At 38.2% G+C, this 23583-nt stretch carries 21 protein-coding genes; 3 read left to right on the forward strand and 18 right to left on the reverse strand.

Features of this window, described 5'->3' with window-relative positions:
* Nucleotides 1-6 precede the first annotated feature (6 nt).
* Nucleotides 7-1845, forward strand: a complete 1839-nt coding sequence (locus JNUCC23_RS17085; protein ID WP_454212596.1) for an FtsX-like permease family protein — start codon at nt 7-9, stop codon at nt 1843-1845.
* A gap of 382 nt (nt 1846-2227) precedes the next feature.
* Here the strand turns inward: JNUCC23_RS17085 and yunB are convergent, their stop codons facing one another.
* From yunB to hmpA, 13 genes are all read right to left on the reverse strand, one after another.
* The gene (gene yunB / locus JNUCC23_RS17090; protein WP_403068770.1) at nt 2228-3004 is read right to left on the reverse strand and encodes a sporulation protein YunB; all 777 of its coding nucleotides are present in this window, start codon (nt 3002-3004) and stop codon (nt 2228-2230) included.
* Nucleotides 3005-3095: 91 nt separating this feature from the next.
* Complete coding sequence (locus JNUCC23_RS17095) at nt 3096-3917, reverse strand: carbohydrate ABC transporter permease (RefSeq protein WP_403068767.1); 822 nt, start codon at nt 3915-3917, stop codon at nt 3096-3098.
* A 1-nt stretch (nt 3918) separates the two neighbouring features.
* A complete protein-coding gene (locus JNUCC23_RS17100) occupies nt 3919-4884 on the reverse strand; it encodes a carbohydrate ABC transporter permease (RefSeq protein ID WP_454212599.1) in 966 nt (321 codons plus the stop codon).
* 146 nt (nt 4885-5030) lie between these two features.
* Nucleotides 5031-6305 carry an ABC transporter substrate-binding protein gene (locus tag JNUCC23_RS17105; RefSeq protein ID WP_062176512.1) on the reverse strand — a complete coding sequence of 425 codons (1275 nt, stop codon included), beginning with the start codon at nt 6303-6305 and terminating at the stop codon, nt 5031-5033.
* Nucleotides 6306-6418: 113 nt separating this feature from the next.
* Nucleotides 6419-7903 (reverse strand): response regulator transcription factor, encoded by a 1485-nt coding sequence (locus JNUCC23_RS17110; RefSeq protein WP_454212601.1) that lies wholly within the window; start codon nt 7901-7903, stop codon nt 6419-6421.
* Entirely contained in the window at nt 7900-9345 is a 1446-nt protein-coding gene (locus JNUCC23_RS17115; protein WP_062176506.1) for a sensor histidine kinase, read from the reverse strand. Before JNUCC23_RS17115 ends, JNUCC23_RS17110 begins: the two co-directional genes overlap by 4 nt.
* Nucleotides 9342-10337: a sugar-binding protein gene (locus JNUCC23_RS17120; protein ID WP_454212603.1), complete on the reverse strand. Its 996-nt coding sequence runs from the start codon at nt 10335-10337 to the stop codon at nt 9342-9344. The genes JNUCC23_RS17115 and JNUCC23_RS17120 overlap by 4 nt, the downstream gene beginning before the upstream one ends.
* A 265-nt stretch (nt 10338-10602) precedes the next feature.
* Nucleotides 10603-11784, reverse strand: a complete 1182-nt coding sequence (locus JNUCC23_RS17125) for an NAD(P)/FAD-dependent oxidoreductase (protein WP_403071992.1) — start codon at nt 11782-11784, stop codon at nt 10603-10605.
* Between the two features lie 45 nt (nt 11785-11829).
* Complete coding sequence (locus JNUCC23_RS17130) at nt 11830-12270, reverse strand: DUF1641 domain-containing protein (RefSeq protein ID WP_403068751.1); 441 nt, start codon at nt 12268-12270, stop codon at nt 11830-11832.
* A 778-nt stretch (nt 12271-13048) separates the two neighbouring features.
* Nucleotides 13049-14236 (reverse strand): dicarboxylate/amino acid:cation symporter, encoded by a 1188-nt coding sequence (locus tag JNUCC23_RS17135; protein WP_454216107.1) that lies wholly within the window; start codon nt 14234-14236, stop codon nt 13049-13051.
* 277 nt (nt 14237-14513) lie between these two features.
* The gene (locus JNUCC23_RS17140) at nt 14514-15500 is read right to left on the reverse strand and encodes a ketoacyl-ACP synthase III (RefSeq protein WP_454212605.1); all 987 of its coding nucleotides are present in this window, start codon (nt 15498-15500) and stop codon (nt 14514-14516) included.
* Between the two features lie 100 nt (nt 15501-15600).
* On the reverse strand, nt 15601-15891 hold the full coding sequence (locus JNUCC23_RS17145; protein WP_454212606.1) for a hypothetical protein: 291 nt from the start codon (nt 15889-15891) through the stop codon (nt 15601-15603).
* 211 nt (nt 15892-16102) lie between these two features.
* Complete coding sequence (gene hmpA / locus JNUCC23_RS17150; protein ID WP_454212608.1) at nt 16103-17320, reverse strand: NO-inducible flavohemoprotein; 1218 nt, start codon at nt 17318-17320, stop codon at nt 16103-16105.
* A gap of 146 nt (nt 17321-17466) precedes the next feature.
* Between hmpA and JNUCC23_RS17155 the strand changes: the two genes are divergently transcribed.
* A complete protein-coding gene (locus JNUCC23_RS17155; RefSeq protein ID WP_082191167.1) occupies nt 17467-17640 on the forward strand; it encodes a YjfB family protein in 174 nt (57 codons plus the stop codon).
* A 73-nt stretch (nt 17641-17713) separates the two neighbouring features.
* Here the strand turns inward: JNUCC23_RS17155 and JNUCC23_RS17160 are convergent, their stop codons facing one another.
* The 4 genes from JNUCC23_RS17160 to JNUCC23_RS17175 are packed head-to-tail and all read right to left on the reverse strand — an operon-like array spanning nt 17714 to nt 21386.
* Nucleotides 17714-18478, reverse strand: a complete 765-nt coding sequence (locus JNUCC23_RS17160) for an IucA/IucC family C-terminal-domain containing protein (protein ID WP_454212610.1) — start codon at nt 18476-18478, stop codon at nt 17714-17716.
* Complete coding sequence (locus JNUCC23_RS17165) at nt 18468-19292, reverse strand: ABC transporter ATP-binding protein (protein ID WP_403068729.1); 825 nt, start codon at nt 19290-19292, stop codon at nt 18468-18470. The genes JNUCC23_RS17160 and JNUCC23_RS17165 overlap by 11 nt, the downstream gene beginning before the upstream one ends.
* A 37-nt stretch (nt 19293-19329) precedes the next feature.
* Entirely contained in the window at nt 19330-20385 is a 1056-nt protein-coding gene (locus tag JNUCC23_RS17170) for a FecCD family ABC transporter permease (RefSeq protein ID WP_062176481.1), read from the reverse strand.
* Nucleotides 20382-21386 carry a FecCD family ABC transporter permease gene (locus JNUCC23_RS17175; protein ID WP_062176478.1) on the reverse strand — a complete coding sequence of 335 codons (1005 nt, stop codon included), beginning with the start codon at nt 21384-21386 and terminating at the stop codon, nt 20382-20384. The genes JNUCC23_RS17170 and JNUCC23_RS17175 overlap by 4 nt, the downstream gene beginning before the upstream one ends.
* 214 nt (nt 21387-21600) lie before the next feature.
* Between JNUCC23_RS17175 and JNUCC23_RS17180 the strand changes: the two genes are divergently transcribed.
* Nucleotides 21601-22563, forward strand: coding sequence for an ABC transporter substrate-binding protein (locus JNUCC23_RS17180; protein ID WP_062182987.1), 963 nt, complete (start codon nt 21601-21603; stop codon nt 22561-22563).
* Between the two features lie 307 nt (nt 22564-22870).
* Here JNUCC23_RS17180 and JNUCC23_RS17185 read toward each other — a convergent pair whose 3' ends face one another.
* Nucleotides 22871-23491 carry a TetR/AcrR family transcriptional regulator gene (locus JNUCC23_RS17185; protein WP_403068724.1) on the reverse strand — a complete coding sequence of 207 codons (621 nt, stop codon included), beginning with the start codon at nt 23489-23491 and terminating at the stop codon, nt 22871-22873.
* Nucleotides 23492-23583: the final 92 nt, after the last annotated feature.

The following is a 23583-nucleotide window of genomic DNA, read 5'->3' on the forward strand; positions in this document are numbered from 1 at the left end:
TTATCGATGTTACTAAAATTATCACTCGCTGGCATGAAGGGTAAACTGAAAGATTATTTTGTCTTATTATCCGGGCTCGTCATGACAATTTCCGTTTTCTATATGTTCCAAACACTTTCTTGGAATACAGAGTTTATTAAGTCCAATGCAATGATCAGAAACATTCAACTCGTCTTTATTGTTGGTTCTGTACTGCTTTCAGTCGTAACCATTATGTATATGCTCTACACTAACACCTTTCTACTCTCTTTACGACAAAAGGAATTTGGAATGTATATGATGCTTGGGGCTAAGAAAAAGAGCATCAAGAAAATTATGTTTGTTGAAACAATGGTGATTGGTGCAGCATCTTTAGTCATTGGAATTACCGTTGGAATCGGACTAGCTTTCATCGTTGGCTATCTACTTGCCGGACAGCTCAACATCACATTAGAGGGCTATCAATCATTCTATCTACCAGCTGTATTGGCAACCTTTGTCTTTTTTATCGTCGTATTTTTATTTACCGCTTTAATCAATCATATCAAGTTATCGAGAGTTCAAGTGTTACAGCTGATCTATTCCGACGTTCATCCTGATGAGATGCCGATTCAGAAAAAGAAAAACAGTTGGTTGATCTTACTTGGTCTAATAACCTTATGCCTAGGCTATGTTTCTTTAATTTTCATGGAACAGTTGCGAGAGATTGGCTTGTTCGCAGCACCAACATTCACGACACTCGGAACCTACTTATTGTTCATAGGCTACCTTCCTGTCATAGTCCGACGAATACAAGCCAACAAACGCTGGACGACAAAAGGTGTCACATCTTTCACATTCGCCCAATTGAATTTTAGAATTCAAGGTTTGACGAAGATATTAGCAACTGTAGCCATGCTTATTGCTCTTGGGGCCGGTGCAATATCTGCTGGTCTTGCTTTTAAAAATAGTGCCTCACAAATGGCAGAAATGATGAATGTATACGATGTTGTCATAAAAAATCCGAACGCAGAAGAAAAAGCGATCTTAAAAAGCGTTCATTTTACCGAAGAGAATCAATACCGATTCAAAGAAGATGCTGACTATACGTATTATTTACGTGATGACTTAGATAATCAACGTCCGCTCCTATTACTTTCAGATGGAAAAAAGCCCAAATTCAAACGGGTCACGGAAGCCCTTCCCCAAGGCAAGATTTCATTACGTGAAGTGAAGAGCCCAGAAGTGGGCCAACAGCTCTCAGATGAATGGGCTAGAGCCTTATGGAATCTACAAACCAATTACCGGGAAATTAAGCAAACGATCGTCTTAGATGCAGAAACGTATCATGAAATACAGGGACAAGAGATGCTTATGTATATTGGAAAAAGCGACAAGTTCATGGACTATTTACATGAATGGCAAGAAATTGACATGCTTGTGTTAGAGAAAGAACCAAACCTAACAGCAGATGACTTAACAAGCAAATATTCCTTTTATAATATGTATAGTAGCTTTACAAGCGGGACGATGTTCATGGGCCTCTTTTTAGGCATTGCCTTTCTCGCGATGATGGCAAGCTGCCTCATGTTCAAAATAGTATCAGGTGCTTCTAAAGATACATCACGCTACCAAATGCTAAGGAAAATCGGCGTCAGACGCTCTCAGCTTTCAACATCTGTTTATAAAGAATTATTTATTATCTTCCTATTTCCTGCAATCATTGGCCTTACTCATGTGTTGATTGGTATGAATATGTTCTCTTTCATTATTTTAAATCCGTACTACCGAATTTGGGTTCCAATTATCATATTCTTAATCATTTACAGCCTGTATTATGTAATTACTGTAAAATTGTACAAACAAATCGTGTTGCCAAAAGAATAAGATAAGACTGCAAGTGAGTATCTTAAAAAGGGGCTTTGCCACAACTCCGAATCTGTATTTTCATGATATAGAAGTTGTGGCGTCTGGCCCTTGGCTTTTTTAGACCGACTAGTATTTGGTTTTACCCCGCATTAACGGAAAGTCAAGACCCCCACCTCAAGGCTTAGAGGAATCGAAGAAGCTTAGGTGGGGGACAACTGCCCGTTAAAGCCCGATTGATGAGATACAGTGAAACTTACCTTTGTGGTCTTCAAAGGTTTAGTTGAACCAATCGGGTTCGTAGTGTCGCTTTACCGAAGCGAAGTGGAGGTATTAGCGACAGTAGAACGGGACTAACAATCAATGGGGGATGAAGAAAACCCCCACTGATTGAAGGTTCACTTTATTCCTTCTCTTCCTTTTTGTCAGGAATAACCATTGGATTTACGTCGCTCTGTTTGCCACCGCCATTATAGTACGTCGGAACTTTTCCTGGTAAAATCAAATCACCAATTTTAACACGATTTTCTACAGTAATCTCTTTTTCAACCGAAGGAATGATCACATGCATATTCACCTTAATATTCACAAATATTTCAAGAATCGTATTATTAATTCCCGTTTCCTTCGTAGTTGTTTCCACCTCTGATGTCACATCCCCGATAATTTCAAAGCGAACAGGCACCTTAGGCCCTAGATTTGCGAGCAAAACGGCATCTGAAGCCATACCTAAAGGAATTTTATAGATGACACCTTTTTCTTTCACCGAACTTTCATAGTCGATAAACTCATCATTTTTAAATGTTTGTAAAGTTTCAAGCTCTCCTTCTTTTATCGCTTCTAAATATTCTTGAACTCGTAATGTTGTTTCGGAAGCAACATGATTATAAATACTAGGGTCAAAGCTATACCCTATTTGATCTCCTGCTTGATGAGTGACGATTAGCTTTCTAATATCAACATTTTGACTGATCTTTTTCTCTATTGCATCATTTATTGCTTCAACCGCAAATTCCCTGGTTTTCGCTTCTGCTATTTCTATTAAATGAGGTTCAATTTTTTTATTAATCACCCAACCACTAAAAACCGTAGATATAATGAAAAAAAGAAACGTAATCAAGATTACATACCTTGTAGGCAGAGGTCCACGTGCGAACTTGAATCTTCTGTACTTAGCCATAAAAACCCCCCTACTTAGTTATATGATTGTTCAATTTATTTCCAGAACAAAAATAACAAAAAGGAAGGTTATCTGCATTGAATCTTCTTATTTATCCTTTCACAGACCCGGCCAAAAGACCTTTTACAAAATATTTTCCAAGCAGAATATAAACAATCAATGTTGGCAGTGCCGCAAGTAAAGCACCTGCCATTTGGACATTCCACTGAACAATTTGGCTTCCTGAAAGATTTTGCAAAGCAACCATAACAGGTTGTTGATCAGATGTCGTAATGGTTACTGCAAATAGAAATTCATTCCAAATATTTGTGAATTGCCATATGGATACGACTACAAAACCGGAAATGGATAAGGGAATCATGATATGGCGGAAGACTCCTAGGAAATTAGCGCCATCAATTTTGGCTGATTCAATCATTTCATCGGGAATGTTCACATAAAAATTACGGAACATCAGTGTTGCAATAGGAATTCCATAAACCACATGGACTAAAATTAAACCAGGTATCGTATTATACAATCCCACCTCACGTAAAAATTGAATAAGGGGAATTAGAATACTTTGATAAGGAATAAACATGCCGAACAACATCAGCGTAAATAAAATCTCTGACCCTTTGAATTTCCATTTCGATAGCACATAGCCACTCATCGCCCCAAGCATGGCTGATAGAATTGTTGCCGGAATGACTAGGTAAAAGGAATTCATTAAATTGGGAGCAAGTTTCGAGAAGGCTTCCGAATAGCTGCTCATATCTAGAACAGACGGTAATTTCCACATATTCGCTAAAGTAATTTCTTCTAATGGTTTTAAGCTTGTAATAATCAACACGTAAATGGGCATGAGGAAAAAGATGCTTACTGCAATTAATAGGACGTAGATCAATGGTTTAGATATGCTGCGTAATACCATCCTAAGCCTCCCCCTTTCGACTACGAATTAAATAAGGCACCATGAAAATTGCCACACTCAACAGCATGATGATCGCAATCGCAGCACCATTCGCATAATAATTTCCCCGGAATGTTGTTTCGAACATGTAAACACCAGGAACATCTGTTACAAAATTCGCTCCAGGTCCTGTCATCGAATAAATCAAGTCAAATATTTTCAAGGATATATGTGCCATAATAATAATCACACTGACTGTAATGGGCCGTAATTGAGGAAGAATTACTTTCCAATAAATTTGTAATTCTGTTGCCCCGTCCATCCTAGCTGCTTCACGCGTTTCGTCAGGAATACCACGAAGCCCTGCAATATACATCGCAAGTGAAAAGCCGGTCATTTGCCAAACAGCAGCAATTCCAACTGCAATCATCGCAACTGGCAGACCAAATTCGATTTGCCCCCATTTGAAACCAGCTAGAATCGTTGTATCTGTATACCATTTTGGTTGAATTCCAAATGTTTTTAAAAATAAGTTAACACCTGTAGAGGGGTTCAACAACCATTGCCAAACAACTCCTGTTACAACAAAGGATAAGGCCATCGGGAAAAAGAAAAGATTTCGAAAAACGGACTCACCCTTGATTTTTTGATCAAGTAAAATAGCTAAGGATAAGCCAAATATTATGACTAAGCCGATAAATAAAATCGTAAAGAATAAGGTATTTCTTAAATCAGCTTGAAATCGAAAATCGCCAAACAGATATAGATAGTTTTTCAACCCTACAAAAGAGAAGTCCGGAACGAGAGAATTCCAATTACTTAATGAAACATAACCTGTCCAACCGATAAATCCATAAACAAAAATAACAATAAGGATAAAAGAGGGCAGTAAAAAGGCTAATGCCATCATATGATCTGTCGATAATTTTTTCTTCCTTTTCGTAGCCCGCACCACTTTTTGAGGATTGTTTTGTTTGACTAGTTCCACTGAATTAACCTCCCTTTTAAGAAAAAGAGGCGGTATCCCAGAGCAAAGGGTCAGACCCCGCAACAACTAAATACAGTATAAGACACTTTATACTGGTTTAGTGTACGAGGTCAGACCCTTATAAGACACCCCCACCTTAGTAACAACTATTTAAGTTCAGATCCTGCTGATTTCAAGGAACCAATAAATTGATCGACATCTCCTTGTGTGACAAAGATGTTAACAGCCTGGTTCACTTTCGTAACAAAACCTTCTGGAGCAGCCGACCCATGCGCTAAGCTAGGAGCAAGGTTAGCCGTTTTAAACTCTTCAATTGTGTCTTTTCCATATTGATCATATTTAGATAGATCTGAATCGATCCGTGCAGGAATCGAACCTTTCAATGGGTTAAAAACATCTTGCCCTTCAACAGATCCTAATACACCCAAAAACTTTTTCACATCATCCGCATTCTTCAACCCTTTTGGAAGACCAAAAGTATCGGTAATAACAATGAAGTCTCCGTCTGTCTCTGGTGTAGCGATATAGCCAAAATCTTCATTTACAGCAAGTTTTAAATCATTAACAAAATATCCTTTTGCCCAATCTCCCATTACGTTCATCGCAGCTTCTCCATTGCCAACGAGCTGAGAAGCATCCTGCCAATTGCGAGAGCTGTGGTCTTCATTCACATAGGTGAGCATCTTTTTGAACGTTTCCGCTGCTTCCACCACTTTTGCGTCATCTAAAGCAATGTCACCTGTCCAAACCTTCCCGTAATCAACAGGACCAAGTACCCCAAGTAGAATTGTTTCAAATAAATGAGTAGCTGTCCAAGGTTCTTTATCTCCTAATGCAAGTGGGGTAATTCCTTTGGCTTTCAATGCATCTGCCACCTCAAAAAACTCTGAAAAAGTAGTCGGAGCTTTTAATCCATTCTCATCAAACACTTTTTTGTTATACCAAAGAACATTACTGCGATGAATATTTACCGGTACGGAGTAAATCTTTCCATCCTTGCTAACGAGATCAATCAACTCTTTCGGGAACTTATCATTCCAGTCTTCTTCTTTATAAAGATCATTTAAATTCTCCATTTTGTCCGCTGCCACCCAGCTATCATTCAACTCTGAACCACCATGAACTTGGAATGTTGCTGGCGGATCATTCCCTTGCATCCTGCTCGTCAGTACGGCCTTCGCATTTGTCCCTGCGCCACCCGCAACGGCTGCATTTTCAATGGGGATATCAGGATATTTTTCTTCAAATAGCGCAATAAGTGCTTTTAACCCGTCTTCCTCCCCAGCGCCCGTCCACCAGCTAAAGATATCAAGCTTTTCTTTACCATCGCCTTTCTCTCCAGTAGAGCTTGTATCTGAACTACATGCAGAAAGAATAAGTGAAAACACGACCAAGAACGTCAATATCAATTTCTTCTTCATTGTTCATCCTCCTCCTCATCATCACCATCTATGAAAGCGCTATCTATTTTTAATTATAAGGAAGAGGAGGAGAGGGAATGGTCCCATTTTTCTAAACTATTTTACGATTATCTTCACATTTTTATGATTTGTTTTCGATACTCTTTTGGCGATTTATTGGTGATTTTCTTAAAAACACGGCTAAAGTAGTTGGGATTCTTATAGCCGACAGCATAAGAAATCTCTTTTAAGCTTTGGGATGTTCGTTGTAACAAATGAATGGCCTGTTCAATTCTGTAGATAGTCAAATAATCAATAAAGGTTTGCCCAGTCTGATCTTTGAAAAGCTTCGTAAAATAAGTAGGGCTTAGCTGAATATACTCAGCAATCGTCTCTAAACTAAGTGATGATTGAAAATGTTCGTGAATATACGCCTTCGCCTTGGAAACCATTTTTTGTCCTTCATGATGCAGCAATATCCGCTCACAAAGATCAGCGATTAATTCCAAATAGCCTTGCTTTGATTGAATGGAGATTACATCTAAATCGGTTACAAATACACCTTGGTTTTCTAGTTGTCGTTTCGCACTGATCAAATCTTCCCTAATTCGCTCCATACCTAAGATTTCTCTATTATTTACCATGAATTGTTCGTAGTACTGCTCAAAATGTGCGATGGTTGTTATGTAATCCCCCGACAATAAATGCTGTAAAACCACTTCGCCTATTTCGTTGGACTCCTCCTCTTTTTCTTGACGTGGAAAGCCATAATAACTTCCATCCCTTATTCGCAATTGATTTAAGGAAAGTGCCGATTCTTGATAAGATTTAGCAAGCTTCTTGATGGTTGCTGGATATCCAATTCCGCACCGCATTTGTACCTGCTCCCTTTTATTTACGAATACCGTTACATCCCGCGCCACTGTTAATGCATGAACTTTTCCTTGTGAAGAAAGATTTTCATTTAAGAAAAAAAGGACAGCTACTCGCTCACTTGTTAACTCGCCGATAATACATGGATGCGGTGAAAGTTGTGATAGACCATGACTTAGTAGTTGATATTGATGCTGATTCGAACAAGAATACACGTGAAAAAAGCCCACTTTCATCTCAGGAAACAAATCTCGAACCATTTTCTCTGTTTCTTCCGTACGATCCTGTTGCATAATCTTCATTAGCACATGTTGCTCTGCTACTTTTCTTGCCTCTAAAAAGGTTTGTTGTAACAACGCTTCTGATTCCTTCTCTAGTTGGAATTCCTTATAGACACGGTGAATCGTCTCAATGGTTTCATTTTTTTTGCCTGGCTTTAATAGATATTCTTTAACACCTTCCTGCATCGCTTCCTTTGCATATTGAAAGGTAGCGTAAGCTGATACTACAATAAACTTGATCCGCGGTTGACTTTTGCGAATGAGCCCAATGGCTTCTAATCCATTCAGTCCGGGCATCTTAATATCGATGAACATAACATCCGGCTGTAATTCATCTGCGAGTTCAATCGCTATTCTGCCGTTCTTTGCTTCACCGATCACTTTAATATCGGAAAAATTTTCTTCAATAAGCTTTTTCATTGCTTTTCGCTCCACCAATTCATCATCTACAATGACAACTTTCATCCACAATCACACCCTTTTTCAGGAATAAGAATTCTGACCGTCGTACCGATTTCTGAACTTGAATCAATTTCCATTAAATCAGCCTGTTGATAAAATAATTGCAGTCGTTTATGTACATTCTTGAAACCAATTCCCGTAGAATGTCCCATACGCTTTTCGTGGTGACCTTCAACAGAAGATTTTTCATTCATCAAAGCAGACACCATTTCTTGATCCATGCCTTTTCCATTATCCTTCACTTCCACGACGACATAATCCGGTTGGCGATAAATATGTAAAGAAATTTCTCCATTATCCTCGAGGTCCTCAACACCATGAATAAAAGCATTTTCAATGATTGGCTGCAAAATAAGGCTCGGTATACCCAAATCGAGACATGTTTCATCAATCGTTGTGGAAAACATAATCCGATCGATAAATCTATTTTTTTGAATATAGAAGTACTCTTGGACAACCTTCACCTCATCACGTAGAGTCACCGGTTTATCCAAGTCTTCTAAGCTATAGCGCAATATAGTAGAAACAGATTCTATCAGTCTTGAAGTGAGATGGGCGTCTTCTAGATAGGCCGTTCTTGAAATCGTATTTAACGTATTAAACAAAAAATGGGGATTGATTTGATTTTGTAAATGCTTAAGCTCTAATTCCTTTAACAGCCGATCGAGTTCGGATTTTTGCCTGATTTCAACGATAAGCTGGCGGATATTCGTTCTCATCTGATTAAAAGATTCACTCAGAATTTTCATCTCATCATTCGACTGAATCAAAACCTGCTCACCGTCCAGTTTTCCAGCAGACACTTCTTTAGCAGCTTTTGTTAGGCTATAAATGGGTCTAGTAAGACCTCTTGAAAAAAATACTGCGATTAATAATGCAAGGAGAATGGTAGAGGTGAATAAGCTAATCGTAAACCATTGATATGACGTATTCCGCTTCTCCATATTGTCGTAGAAATCTTGATACTCAGTAAGCTCTACGTTTAATAGGCTTAATGTTTTTTCCTGAATATAATTGGAGATATTTTGAATCTCTTTTAAATGAAACGAATATACATCTACATCCTCTAATTGAACAGAAGCAATGGTTGCTTCGCTTTCATCAAGCAAGCTGTTCATCATCGCTCGATACGTTTCAAGCGATTGATGGTTTACTCCGCTTATCGCTGCATTTTTTAGACGTTTTTCATTTCCGATAAACTTCCCTCGTATTTCCCGATATTCTACAATATATGTATCATTTCGTTCCACTACATACGCATTAATTGTTTCATAAATCCTACTGGACTGCTGTGAAATTTCATTTAAGAGCAGAAATCCCCGAAAGCTTTCATGATATTCTGAAACCATTTGCTTGCTGCTAAAAAAAATAGCAAAAGATACGAAATTAAATAGAACAACAAACACTAAAAAATAGATGACAAGTTTCGAACGGATCGAGTTCATGGACGTCTTCCCCCAATGAACGTGGCTTGAGTAAAAGGTAAGTCTTGTTTATGAATAACCGTCGTATCCGTATGTTTAATTTCTTCCCTTTCTTTTCCTTGCTTTAATTCAAATAGTGCTTCAACTGCTTTGTATCCCATCTGCTTCGGATATTGAACAACTGTTGCATCTATTATTCCTTTTTCCATTAATTTAAGCGTTTCAGGAAGTGTGTCAAACGCAAGAATATAAAGATTATTTATGTTCTTCGACTCCACTACTTGAGCAATACCGATACCATCCAATGCGCTCGTTCCGTAAAACGCCGTCACCTCAGGATGTTTCATAAGTAGCTGATGTGTCGTTTTCACTGCACCAATTTTCGTGATATTCGATTCCTGAACATCAACAATTTCAATCCGTTTTTCTCGTTCCACTGCATCCATAAAGCCCTGTACTCGAAGTTTCTGATTAGCAGCCGCGAAGCGACCGGTGATAATGGCTACCTTTTGTTCACCTGCCGTATCAGCTATCAACGCCTTCCCCGCTAAAAAACCTGCATAATAGTTATCAGTTCCTATATAGCTCGTCCGCTCACTATTTGGGGTATCCGTATCAACCGTCACAACAGGGATTCCTTTTCCGACCGCTTTATTAAGTAGACTAATAAACTCCTGGTCTTTCATTCCTTGCGTTAAAATTCCATCAATTTTCCCAGCAATCGCCACATCGATCGTTTTTAAAAGCTCGTCACTATCAGCTTGCTTTGGGCCTAGATACTCTAAATTTACATTGTATATGGTAGCAGCTTCACGAGCGCCTTCTTCAATAAGCCGCCAATATTCGTTATCCACTTCTTCGGGTATTAGCACAAAGTGATAACTAAACTGATGATTTGTTTGAGCTAAACTCTCATGGGTATGAAAGGTTTCCTTGCCAAAATAAATGGTGCATCCAGATGCCAATAAAAAAGCAAGGAAAACAACCAAATAAAGTAAGCGCTTTATTAACATCGTAATCTATCTCCTTCTCCGTCATTTGAGTACAAAAGTACTCTAGAAGAGTCAATCAAAGCGATCTACTATGAATAAATAACAGCTTTGGATAAAGAATTACTCCAAATTCTTTAGAACTCCTCTATTTTTATGGCGAAATCAATGAAGATTTTTTCGAATTAAAGCAAAAATTCCATAATCGGTAAAATAATCCAAGTGTTGTTATAAAAAAACCCATTGCTACTTATTTCAATAAGCAACAACGGGTATTTTTACCGTTCAATTAGTAAGCTAAGCTATACAAAGCTTTAATATGTGCAAGGTAACGGATATTACTTGCTTCTTTCATTAGTGTAGCTGGAAGACCTTTAAGTGGAATATCGTTGCCACCGACTGTTGCAACACCATCTTTGCGGCCAAGGCTTGCAAGTGTACCAGAATTAATTGGTGCAAATTTTTCAAACGTTGCATCTTGTAAATATGCGAATAAGTTATATCCTACTAATTCACCCATTTGCCAAGCGTTTTGTGCAGTTGGTGCGTATGGACGACCACCTTCCTCAGGGAAGGCAACAGCACTGTCACCGACAACAAATACATCTGCGTGAGAAGATGATTGTAGATATTCATTAACTGTCGCACGGCCACGATCGACTGCAAGTCCAGACTGACCAACTAGTGGATTCCCTTGTACGCCGCCTGTCCAAACGAATGTATTCGCAATGATTTTTTGACCATCTTTCAAATCAATCTCATTACCAGCAACATTTGTTACAGGAAGACCTGTTAAGAATGTAACGCCACGCGCTTCTAAGCTTGCAGTTGCACGTTCAATTAAATTTTCTGGTAGTACAGGCAAGATTTTCGGACCTGCTTCTACAAGCTTTAATTTAATTTCTTTCGGATCTACACCATGGCTTTTCGCAAGCTCAGGCATGATATCAGCAAGTTCGCCAACTAATTCAACACCAGTTAGCCCACCTCCACCAATTACAATGGTTGCATCTGCTTCATTTTTAGATTTTGCATACTCACGAATGCGGTCTTCAACATGTGCGTAAATTTTGTTCGCATCATTGGCTGATTTTAATACCATGCTGTTTTCTTCTAGTCCTGGGATACCGAAGTATGCCGTTACACTTCCTAAAGCGACAACTAGAGCATCATATGATAAAGTAGCACCATTTGATAATTTCACTTCTTTATTGTCTGCAGAAAATGATTCAACTTTTGCAATTTTAAGATCGATATCTTTGCCTTTTAGAAGTTTGTCCAATGGCATTGCAACCGCTTCTTCAGCAACATTATGTGCTGCTAGACGGTGTAATTCAGTGATAATTTGGTGTGTTGGGAACTGGTTTACAACAGTTACCTCTGCTTGTTCTTTACTTAGATATTTACGAACAGTTAAAGCAGTAAGTAGTCCGCCGTAACCTGCACCTAAGATAACAATATGTTTTGAAATTGACATCGTGTATCCTCCGCCCTTACGATTTATATGGATAATGAATTATTTTTTATTACGTTCTGCATTAATTTCAAGGAATGCATTTGCGAAACGGAAAAGATTCTGTGCTTGTGGATCTTTTAGCATTTTCAACAGTCCAAAGAGACCAACTACATCTTTGCTTTGGTCTGCACGGTCTTTTGCTTCAATAGCAGTTTGTGCAAGTGATTTCACTGAACCAGCTACAGGTCCTGCAATTTCTTTGATCGCTCCAACCGTATCATTTTTTAATATTTCGTCAGTAGCTACTAATTGAGCATAGTCATAAGACTTCGTCATAATATTGACAATTTCCGTTAATTTCGGAAGTTGCTCTACTAAGGCATTCAAGGATTCTTGAACCTCTGGTTTTAAAAGCTGATCAAGGATATCAAGTTGTTCTTGGCTAGCAGACAATTTTTGTGTTTCTTGTTCTGGCTTTGTTTTAGCGATTGTTTCTGACATATCCAATTCTCCTTTACGATAAGCAATTATGCTTTTAATTTTCGGGGCAAAAGGGACCCCATTTCCTGTGTTAACTCTCAAATCTATGTGGACCTGAGAAGTTCGTGAAACATAACACAAATACTAATATGGTTTAAGAATAGCATAACGCACCCGTAGTCGTCGATACGTATAAGACGACTAAATTACATCAGATTACTTGGCGAGCCTTACTACGACCACCAAAAAATGGATGACGAATAGATAAATTCGGGTAATAAATAATACTTCTAAGCTTACCATTTCCAGTAAACTTTAAAAAATACCTTTAATAAAACCATTAAAATGTTAAAGGTTTTAATTTTAAAATCACCTAATTAAAACAATAAACTTTGGCTAAAAAATTTTGTCTTTAGCTTACCTTCCCATTTGAGGGACGCACTTATATTATAATCTATTTGTTGAAATGTTTCATTAAAAATAAAATGAAACTTATTTCAGTGAAAGTTTTTTTTCATTACATACAGTTATTTAGGTCCATTTAACTGTCGCTAAACCTTAAAGTTTTTTAGTTTTTTAATAAAGCGATGCGACTCGTGTAGTTTGCCACTGAGTAGTAAAACTTATGAATTCGAAGAACTAAAGCTGTAGGAAGTGAGGATATTACAGCCTGTTAAACCGTGGTACAGTTATTTATCTAAAAACAAAGGGCAGACCCCACAACTATTCAATTAATCTGTGTAGCACGATTAATTGAATAGTTGTGGGAGTTCTGCCCCTAAGATATCCAAATTCTACATTAAATTGCTGCTTTCGTTTGTTTCATTTTCCCAGTTTTTTTCGGACTGAATTTGTCAACAATCATCGTAATAGCACCATCACCTGTCACATTTGTAGCAGTTCCTAAACTGTCTTGTGCCAAGTATAAAGCAATCATTAACGTGATCATCGTTTGATCGAACCCAAGCATCGTTTCCAACACTCCCAACGCTGCTATCACAGCACCACCCGGTACACCTGGAGCTGCAACCATTGTTACACCCAGCATGAGAATAAAGGGAATATACATGGCAATGGTAGGCGTTGTACCATTCAGAAGCATAACACCTACAGAACAGCTGACAAGTGTAATCATGCTTCCTGACAAATGAACCGTTGCTAATAATGGCACAGTAAAATCAGCAATTCTGCTTTGAACACCTGTTTTCTTTACTTGTCCAAGCGTAACTGGGATAGTTGCCGCAGAAGATTGCGTTCCAACAGCTGTAAAATAAGCAGGTGCCATGATTTTCAACAATGTAAACGGATTTTTCTTATGAAGCAAACCGCCAACAGTATATTGAAGAATAAGCATGACGATATGCAGCACAATAATCATTACAAATACTTTTGCAAATACGGAAAGAATCGATTGAACTTGTCCGCCATATGTCATGTTCGCAAAGATTCCGAAAATGTGAAAAGGTAAGATTGGAATAATCGCTGTTTTAATTAACTTTTCAACAATTTGTTGAAAATCGTCAAATGCAAGCTGCAGTGTATTACCTTTAATGTAAGCTAACCCAATTCCAATAATGAAGGCGAATAACAACGCACTAATTACTTCCATAATTGGTGGCATTTCAATAACAAAAAAAGGCTCAAGCAGAAATTCTTCTGGATTATCTGTCTTGGTAAGTTGGTTGCCCGAGATAAAGTTCGGAAGCAATGTATAACTTGCGATAAAAGCAAGAGCACCCGCAATAATTGTTGAGATATAGGCAAAAGCCGTCGTTATGCCAAGAAGCTTTCCAGCCCCTTTCCCCAGTTGCCCAATCCCAGGGGCAATAAATCCAATAATAATGAACGGAATGACGAATCCAATAAAGTTGCCGAAAATTCCGTTAAACGTTGCAAATCCTCTCACCAGATATCCTGGTGCAAAACTACCGATTACAATACCTAAAATAATAGCAACAATAATGCGTGGTAGTAGACCTAATTTCAATTTCATAGTTGAAGTCCTCCCGAGAAATACAATTGTTCATTTGATATGAATACCTTAGCATAGTAATGGATGAATTTAAATAGGATTATTCATTATTTACTTTTTTAATATATGGAAGTTTAGATGTAAGCTGTGATTTTTTGTAGAAGAGTTCATAATTTTTAAATTTGCATTTCGGATCGTAAATCTCGATTCTGGGTCGTAAAGGATCGAATGGATTAATACCCATACAAAAATAAACCACCTAATGAAATTAGATGATCTCTTTTTCAGCAAATTAATATTTAAATAACATAGCAACTAATTGATAGCCTGAACCAATTGTCCAGAACACTACATAGTCGCCTCGTTTAATCCGTCCAGTTTCAATCCCTTCATGCAAAGCGATAAAAGGGCTGCTTGTGCCGGTATATCCAAATCGATCGCCTATATAGGTAACTTGGCTGTCAGCAATCTGTAACCGCTTCTTGATTTTCAAAATATTCACCAAGGCAAATTGTGAGAAGCAATAGGCGGTAATGTCACGGGTGGTAAGCTGATTTCTCTCTAACAGGATATGCAACATTTCATACGTTGGAGGCATGGCCATACTTCCATCAAACGGGAGCCATTGAATGTATTTATCATCACCAGTTCCACGCAAGGTATGCGATAATCCTTTAGCTGGATACATAATTTTTTCCCGGTTTACTGAATCAGTAAAGTAAATCGCATCTTGGAATCCACAATCTTCATCTGTTTTTTCCAAAATTACGCAAGCGGCAGCATCTCCATAATTAGCATATGTAATTTCATCTTCTGGATTACTTATCAATGTATTATAATCAGATCCGACAATTAAAGCTGTTTTTACATGAGGATTAGCCTGCATATATCGACTTGCTTGTTCCACCGCTACTGTCATGCCCGCACAATTCGCATTCGAGTCCAAAACGATCGTATTCTTACCAGCTTGAATCGCATCATGCAGTAAAAGGGCATTTGTTGGGAAAGTCGTTTCCGGAACCTGTGTACTAAATACAATAAGATCGATATCCTCACCAGAAAAGTTAGCTTTTTGTAGAGCTCTTTTTGCTGCTTCCACTCCCATTGTAAAGCCATTTTCCTTCTCATTAGTAATCACATAGCGAGATTCTCTCCCCATAACTTCTAAAAATCGTTCAATATTTTTTCCTTTTTCCTTGAAATGCTTAATATACACATCATTGCTAATCGAATTCTCAGGATGATAAATAGCTACTTGTTTAATCGCAATGTTCATCATATTACTATAGTCCCCTCATAAGCCGAATTGAAATTCTTAGAAAAAGAGGTTGTCCCAAACAAGGATCAGGCCCTTGTTAAGACAACCTCCACATTTTTTATTATACGTTAACAACTTCCGCGTTGGTAAGCCCTGTCTTTCGAGCTAATCGAGATAATTGCATTTTCAGAATCGTATTCTCTTTAATCGTGAAAATGACTTTTTCAAATCCCGACTCTTTGTACATTCTATAGGAGTTTTCCAAACTAGGAACCATCTCCTGCGTCAACAAATCCATTGTTGTGCAATCAATGATTAATTGGTATGACGACACGTCAATCGATGCAACTATGTTTTGATAGTCTTTGACAAAATTTTGGACATCTATAGGGGGTAAACGAACCTCCCACAAACATATCGACAACCTTTTTACCCGCATTCACTTTAATACTGTATTTCTCAGCAATATGATGTTTAACTCCTTTAATATATAGTATCCTCAATTTATCGGCTGAAGGTTGGATTTGTTAATATCCATTTTTTCAAAATAGTTCCTTATACACTTGTGAAAATAAAAAAAGATCACCTTAAAGGCAACCCAGGGATTGACAATCTTACGATAATTATTCGTCTAACATAGCGATTGGACTAAATACCTCGAAATGAATCTGTTCTTTTGGTATTTCCAATTGGTTTAGCGCTTGATTTATGACTTGCATAAAAGGAATCGGCCCGCAAAAGTAAAAATCCGCTTTTTTTGATGGAAGATTTGCTTGCAATACGTTCATATCTACAAAGCCTTCTTTATCGAAATGACCGGACGTTCGATCGTCTTCAGTTGGTGAAGAATAACATATCACTGATTTAAGATTCGAATGCTCTTTCACTAATTGAGAGACATGATCTTTAAAGGCATGTGTTTGACTGTTGACAGTTGCGTGAATAAACGTCACTTCACGTTGCGGCTGTTCTTCCATGATCGTATTTAACATACAAAGCATGGGTGTAATGCCGATTCCACCACTGATTAGGACAACTGGTCGCTCGTTGTTCTGTAGGACGAAATCACCTGCAGGCGCTGATGCGAGTAAAGTGTCTCCTACTTTCACTTTCTCATGTAAATAAGTAGAGACAATTCCAGCTGGAGCGTCGGTATGAGCATCTTCGCGTTTCACACTAATGCGGTAATACTCCTTTCCAGGTGCCAAAGAAAGGCTGTAATGGCGAATATGGCTATATTTCTCCCCCGGTATTTCCGCTTTAATTGTTAGATATTGCCCTGCAGAGTATGAAGCAATCTTTTCTCCATCTTTCGGTTTTAAATAAAAAGAAGTAACCGTCTCACTTTCTTCTGCTTTTTTATCGACATAAAAGGTTCGGTATCCTTCCCAGCCGCCAGCTTGTTTTTCAGTTTCTTCATAAAGATCTTTTTCAATTTCAATAAAGGCATCGGCAATATATCCATATGCTTTTCCCCATGCCTCAATGATCTCATCTGTAGCAACATCACCTAGAACATCTTTGACTGCTTGAAGCAATGTTTCACCAACAATCGGATATTGTTCAGCCTTAACTCCAATCGCTCGATGCTTCTGTGTAATCCTTTCGATAACCGGTTTTAGCGCATCAAGATTCGTAATATGCTCACCAGCAGCATACACTGCATATCCTAAAGCTTCCTGTTGGATACCTCTTTTTTGATTCGTTTGATTAAAGATGTTATATAAATCGGGAGCTTTTGAAAATAGGAGTTCGTAAAATTTCTTCCCAATTTGTTGACTATGTTCTTTCAAAACAGGTGCAGTAGATTGAACAATTTGTATCGATTTTTCATCTAGCATGTTCCATCAGCCTTTCATGGTTAAATTTATAAATTAGTATAAAATTTAACATATCCAACTGAATTCATTATTAACCATAAATGCTGCACTAATATTTATATTGTTCCAAATTAACCGATATACGTTTTATAGGAGGTGTATCATAAATGGATATCGCTGCTTTATCAATCGGGATGAGCCAAGCTTCTCTCAGTCAAAATGTCGGCATTGCTTTAACTAAGAAAGTGATGGACTCTTCTCAACAAAATGCTGTTCAAATGATTGAAATGCTTCAAGTTCCCCACCCAAATCTAGGTCATTCTATTGATCTAAAAGGCTGAAGGGCAAAAAAATGCATCCAAGTCTGGATGCATTTTTCATATAGGTTAGATCTGTCCCAATTATTCGATCTCTTTAATTACCTGATTTACAAACATGAGGGCATGTCTGACAACGCTGTTTGTTTGTCGTTAAATAGGACAGACAACAAGTCTTCCTTGGCCGAACCTCTTTCCCAAATTCTTCAATATATATGCGTTCATTATAATATCTTGTTAACGGATTTTTGAGATCTTCCCCGAATAAATCGCCCGAAGCCTGAAAAACAAGGAATTGGAAGTCTTCCTTGGCACGATTTTTAATCGCTTCCTCCGTACTTTCTTCCACTAATACGGTTTCATAAAGCCAGTAACTATACACGGCTATATTCTCCCACAGTATTAGCTTGGACACTTTTGTAGTCCGTGCAAGGCAATCGATTAAAGGAAGTAAATGTTCTTTAAATAAAGATTCAAGACAATTCTTTCTCCAGTTGTCTCTGTCTTCTTTAAAGGTTTCTGCCTTCAAATTTGCCAAGCGAAAACTCGGGAGCCACAATGTTGCGTTATCATCTGTTTCCATCGATACATTTTCGTATGAGATTGACAACTTTACATTCCACGCTGACATGGCATAAAGATAAATAACCGGCAAAAATGCATATCTTTTTACGAAAAGAGAAGCCGTCACTTTATCATTTGGAGCCTGTATGCGGCTGCCAACAATTTTCAAATATTTCTGTAGAGACGACTCATGGAACAGGTCTTTTATTTGAACGGAGAGTGGTGAATCAGTTTTACTCGTCGTCAGGCGCAGCTTACTTAGCTTATTAATCTGTAAATCCGAGAGTTCACGAGCCAATCATCGTTCCTGCCTTTTTTAAAATACAACGGCCTTTTCCATATGGGATACATAATGGCGTTCCCAAAAGCGGATCCGTAATAATCTCACAGTCCATACCGAACACATTCTTTACTAAGCTGCAATTAATGACAATCTCCGGTTTACCTTGCGCATATATTTTCTGATCCTTTATCGCGACAATATTATCCGCATACCGACAAGCTAAATTTAAATCATGTAGTACCATGACAATCGTTCGCTGTTCTGTTTCATTTAACTCAAAAAGCAAATCGAGAATCTCAATTTGATGGGTCATATCAAGATATGTAGTTGGTTCATCAAGAAGCACAATATCAGTATCTTGGGCTAAAGTCATCGCGATCCATGCTCGTTGACGTTGCCCTCCTGAAAGAGAATCAACAGGCCGGTCTTTTAACTCTTCTATCCCAGTTGCTTTTAAAGCATTGGTTACTTGTTTTTCGTCTTCTTCTGTCCATTGCTTTAACCATGTTTGATAAGGATACCTACCTTGCTTAACTAATTGAAGAACGGTAAGACCTTCTGGTGCAACAGGTGTCTGAGGAAGAATAGCCATTTGTTTGGCCACGTCCTTCGTAGACATTCTGGAAATTGCTTTTCCTTCCAACAAAACGGCTCCAGATTTTGGTTTTAACAATCGGGCAATTGATCGAAGAAGCGTTGACTTTCCACAGCCGTTTCCACCGATAAAAACCGTAATTTCACCTTTTGGGATTTCCAGATCCAATTCATCGATGATAATGCTATCCCCATATGAAAGGGTTAAATTTTGAGTTTCAATCGTTTGCACCATTTAAGTCCGCTCCTTTTTTTAAAATGAGTACCGTGTATTAAGTATTACGCGTTTTAAACAATAAATAGATAAAATAAGGTGCCCCGATTCCAGCTGTGAAAACACCTGCTGGAATTTCAAGAGGAGAAAATAATGTTCTGCCAATTAGATCAGCTAGCATGACTAATATCCCGCCGATAAATGCCGAAACAGGTAATAGTGCTCCAAAAGCAGAACCTACTAGCCTTCTTGCCATATGCGGAGCCATTAATCCTACAAAGCCAATGCCCCCAGCAAAGGCTACAGAACTTCCGATTAGCGCCGTACTAATCAATAACAACAAGAAACGGTGTCTTTGCACACGGCCTCCAACACCTGTTGCCGTTTCATCGCCAAGTTCTAGAACATTTATATTCCTTGCCATGACAAAGGCAATAAGCAGAAAAATAACGGTCCATGGAACTAATGTCGCTACGTTCGCCCAATTTGAGCCATACACGGTCCCTGTAATCCAAATGTTTGCTTGACTAGCTCGATAAATAGGTCCTAATATCATCATTAATGTTGTTAACGCCTGCATAAGAGCTGAAAGTCCAATACCAATTAATACGAGCCTGATCGGTGATACACCATTTTTCCAGGCGAGAAAATAAACGAGTAGCGCAATAATTCCAGCACCAGCAAACGCAGCTAAAGGCATCCATTTTATACTTACTGTTAATGCATTATTTTGATCGCTAAAAAACGCTAAAAAACCTACTACTGCAACTGCTGCTCCCCCAGTAATCCCAAGAACATCTGGGGATGCTAGAGGATTTCGAATCATTCCCTGAAGAATTCCCCCAGCAACTGCTAGAGACATTCCTACCATCAATGCCACAATAATTCTTGGTAGACGAAAGTCCTGTACAACAAGCTTCTCCATATCTGTGCCACCGCCAAAAAGCACCTGTAAAACAGTCAGTGGGCTTATTTTCATTTCACCTAGCCCTGTGCTCCATAAGAAAATGACAGCAGATAATAACAGCAATATTGTTAAAACAACGGTTGCCCTTTTATCTAGTAAAAAAGAAACTTTACCTTTCAATATCCGAAAACTTCTATATTCACTCATCGGGCATTAAACCCCTTTCTTACAATGTAGATAAAGAATGGAGTTCCAATAATGGCGGTCATCACTCCAACGGGAACCTCTTGTGGCATGATGATATACCTTGCCAATATATCCGCTGTAAGTAAAAGGATTCCACCTAGAATTCCAGAGAAAGGGATCACCCACCGATGATCAATACCGATAATCGATCTAGCTACATGTGGAATAACAATACCAATAAACCCAACTGGTCCGGCAATGGCTACTGAACCACCTGCTAAAAAAATGATTATAATAGCAGCACATATCTTTAAGAAGCCAGTGTTTAAACCTAGTCCTTTTGCTACATCTTCTCCCATCGACAAGACATTCAACTTTGATGCAATGATGATCGACCCTAGCCAACCAATCACTAAATATGGAAGTACAGTAGTTAGAACCGTCATTTTTCTTCCTTCAACAGATCCTGCTAACCAAAATAAAACTTGTTCAAAGGCAGCCTCATTGATGACAAGAAATCCTTGAGTAAACGAAGCAAACATGGCAGTCATAGCAGCCCCTGCTAAGGTTAGCTTCATTGGTGTAAGCCCTTCTCTACCAACGGAACCAATGGCATATACACCAACGGCGGCTATAGCAGCCCCTAAAAAGGAAATCCAGGTGAATGCTTGAAGATTTCCGACTGAGAAAAAAGTTACGGCAAGCACAACAGCAAATCCTGCTCCTGCATTCACGCCGAAAGTACCGGGTGAAGCGAGAGGGTTTTTCGTAAGAGTTTGCATAAGTGCACCAGCGATTGCTAAACTGCTGCCAACTGCTGCCGCGATTAAAGATCGAGGCAATCTCACCGTTTCGATTACAATGTGTTCGTTTGAGCCATTATTATTTCGGAAGGCATCCAATACCATTTTCCAAGTTGTATCCGTGTATCCGTAGACAATGCTTGCACACATTAAAAAAATTAATAAAACAATAGCAATTAACAAGCCAAATAATCTTTGGCTATTATCCTTTAGTAACATAATAAATAACCTTCCAAACACATAATTTTAAATAAGTAATTTCAAGTCTATTGTATAATATTTTCATTGTCAACGATTTTGAAAATCATTATCAATTAGTCATTGACATGTCCTCAAAAACGTTTTAGTATAACGTTATAAATGAAAATGATTATCATTATGGAGGCGTCACAAATTGAAATCTGTTAAATTCTTATTTACCATCATTTCTATCATGACCATTTTCTTATTGGCTGCATGTGGAAATAATACGGATGAACAAGCTGAAAAACCAAAAGATGAAGGCACTAAAACGGAAGACACTAGCTATACAATTGAACATGCAATGGGATCAACTACTTTAGATCAAACACCTAAAAAAGTAGTCGTTCTTTCAAATGAAGGGACTGAAGCTCTTCTTGCATTAGGAGTAACACCTGTGGGTGCTGTTCAATCTTGGACAGGAGATCCATGGTATGACCATATTACAGATGATATGCAAGGTGTTGAAGTAGTAGGTACTGAAAGTGAAGTAAATTTAGAGAAGATTGCATCGTTAAAACCTGATTTAATTATCGGAACCAAAATACGTCAAGAAGCTATATACGATCAATTAAGCGCAATCGCTCCGACGGTATTTTCCGAGACATTAAGAGGCGATTGGAAAGAAAACTTCTCATTATATGCAAAAGCTTTGAACCTTGAAGAAAAAGGGAACGAAGTATTAAGCCAATTTGATGCACACGTAGACGATGTAAAACAAAAACTTGGTGATCAAGTCAATCAAGAAGTATCCGTTGTTCGTTTTATGGCCGGAAAATCTCGTATTTATTATACGGATTCATTTTCTGGTGTGATTTTCAATCAATTAGGATTTAAACGAACTCAACCTCAAGCAGAGCTGTTCGCTGCTGATAACAAGCTTGGTAATCTTGCCATAGAGGTAGGAAAAGAAGTCATTCCTAAAATGGATGGAGATGTTCTCTTCTACTTCACTTATGCGCCAAACGGTGATCAAGCAGCACTCGATACAGCAAAAGAATGGACAAATGATCCACTTTGGAAAAACTTAAATGCTGTAAAAACTGGAAATGTTCACGAAGTCAGTGACGCTGTTTGGAATACAGCAGGTGGTGTTCTAGCTGCTAACTTAATGCTAGATGATATCGCGGATATTTTCCTAAAAGAGACAAAATAAGAGCTGCGAACACCCTCTTAAAATAGAAGTTCCAAAAAGAACCGGGCAAAAATTGTCCGGTTCTTTTTGGTCTATATGGTTAGGCCTAAAAAAGCGGTTTTACAAGAGTAGGGTCGATAGGCGAATAATATAATGGTCTAGTTAAAATCCATTGAGCATTTTACTACTATGTACGTTATATAGAGTGCAAGAGGTCACACCCTTTTGGACACCCACCCACCATTGAACATGTAGAACTGTCTAGATTCAGGCTTCCCTGATTTTTTCTAATATAGCACGCCTGCACAATAATACGAGGAGGTAAATCTCATTCATTCCCTAAACCATTCCAATAAAAATCAACAATCTGTTTTGTCATTTCATCTATTGATGGAAAAATAGGCTGTTGATCAGCGTCTTTATAATTTCCCACTGTTAGCAAAGCTACAAAAGAATGGGCTCCTAATTGTGGATGACTCTTTGGAATTTCTCCATTTTCCATCGCATTTATTAATGCTTGCTCAAGCACTTCATACATTTTATCTTCTGCCCCCTTCATTTGTTGTAATTGTTCACTTGAAAGGGAAGTTGTTGCTTCTTTCATAAATCCATTTAGATCAATATCTACTGTTGCTTGCAAATGTGCCTTGGCAAATTCAAATAATCGCTCTTTTAGTGGTTTGTCCGCAGAAAGTATATCAAAAATGCGTTTCCTAATTCGAATCATCATTTGGACCATCGCATCTGTAAAGAGATCAGCTTTCGTTTTATAATAGTAATACACGGTTGCTTTGGTAACTCCACATTTTTTTGCAACATCATCCATAGTAATTACCTGATAGCCTTGTTCAAGAAACAATTGAGTAGCTACGTCTAATATTACGTTTTTTGTAGGCTTCCCTTTAAGATCTTGACGTGGTCTTCCAAGTGGTCGATGTTCCCGTTGCATATCATTCTCCCCTAACTTATCAATATAAAAAATAGTATAGCACATTCTTCAATTTGTTCTTGATTAATTAACTGACTGGTATATATAATTAA

Source organism: Peribacillus sp. JNUCC 23, assembly GCF_053653995.1.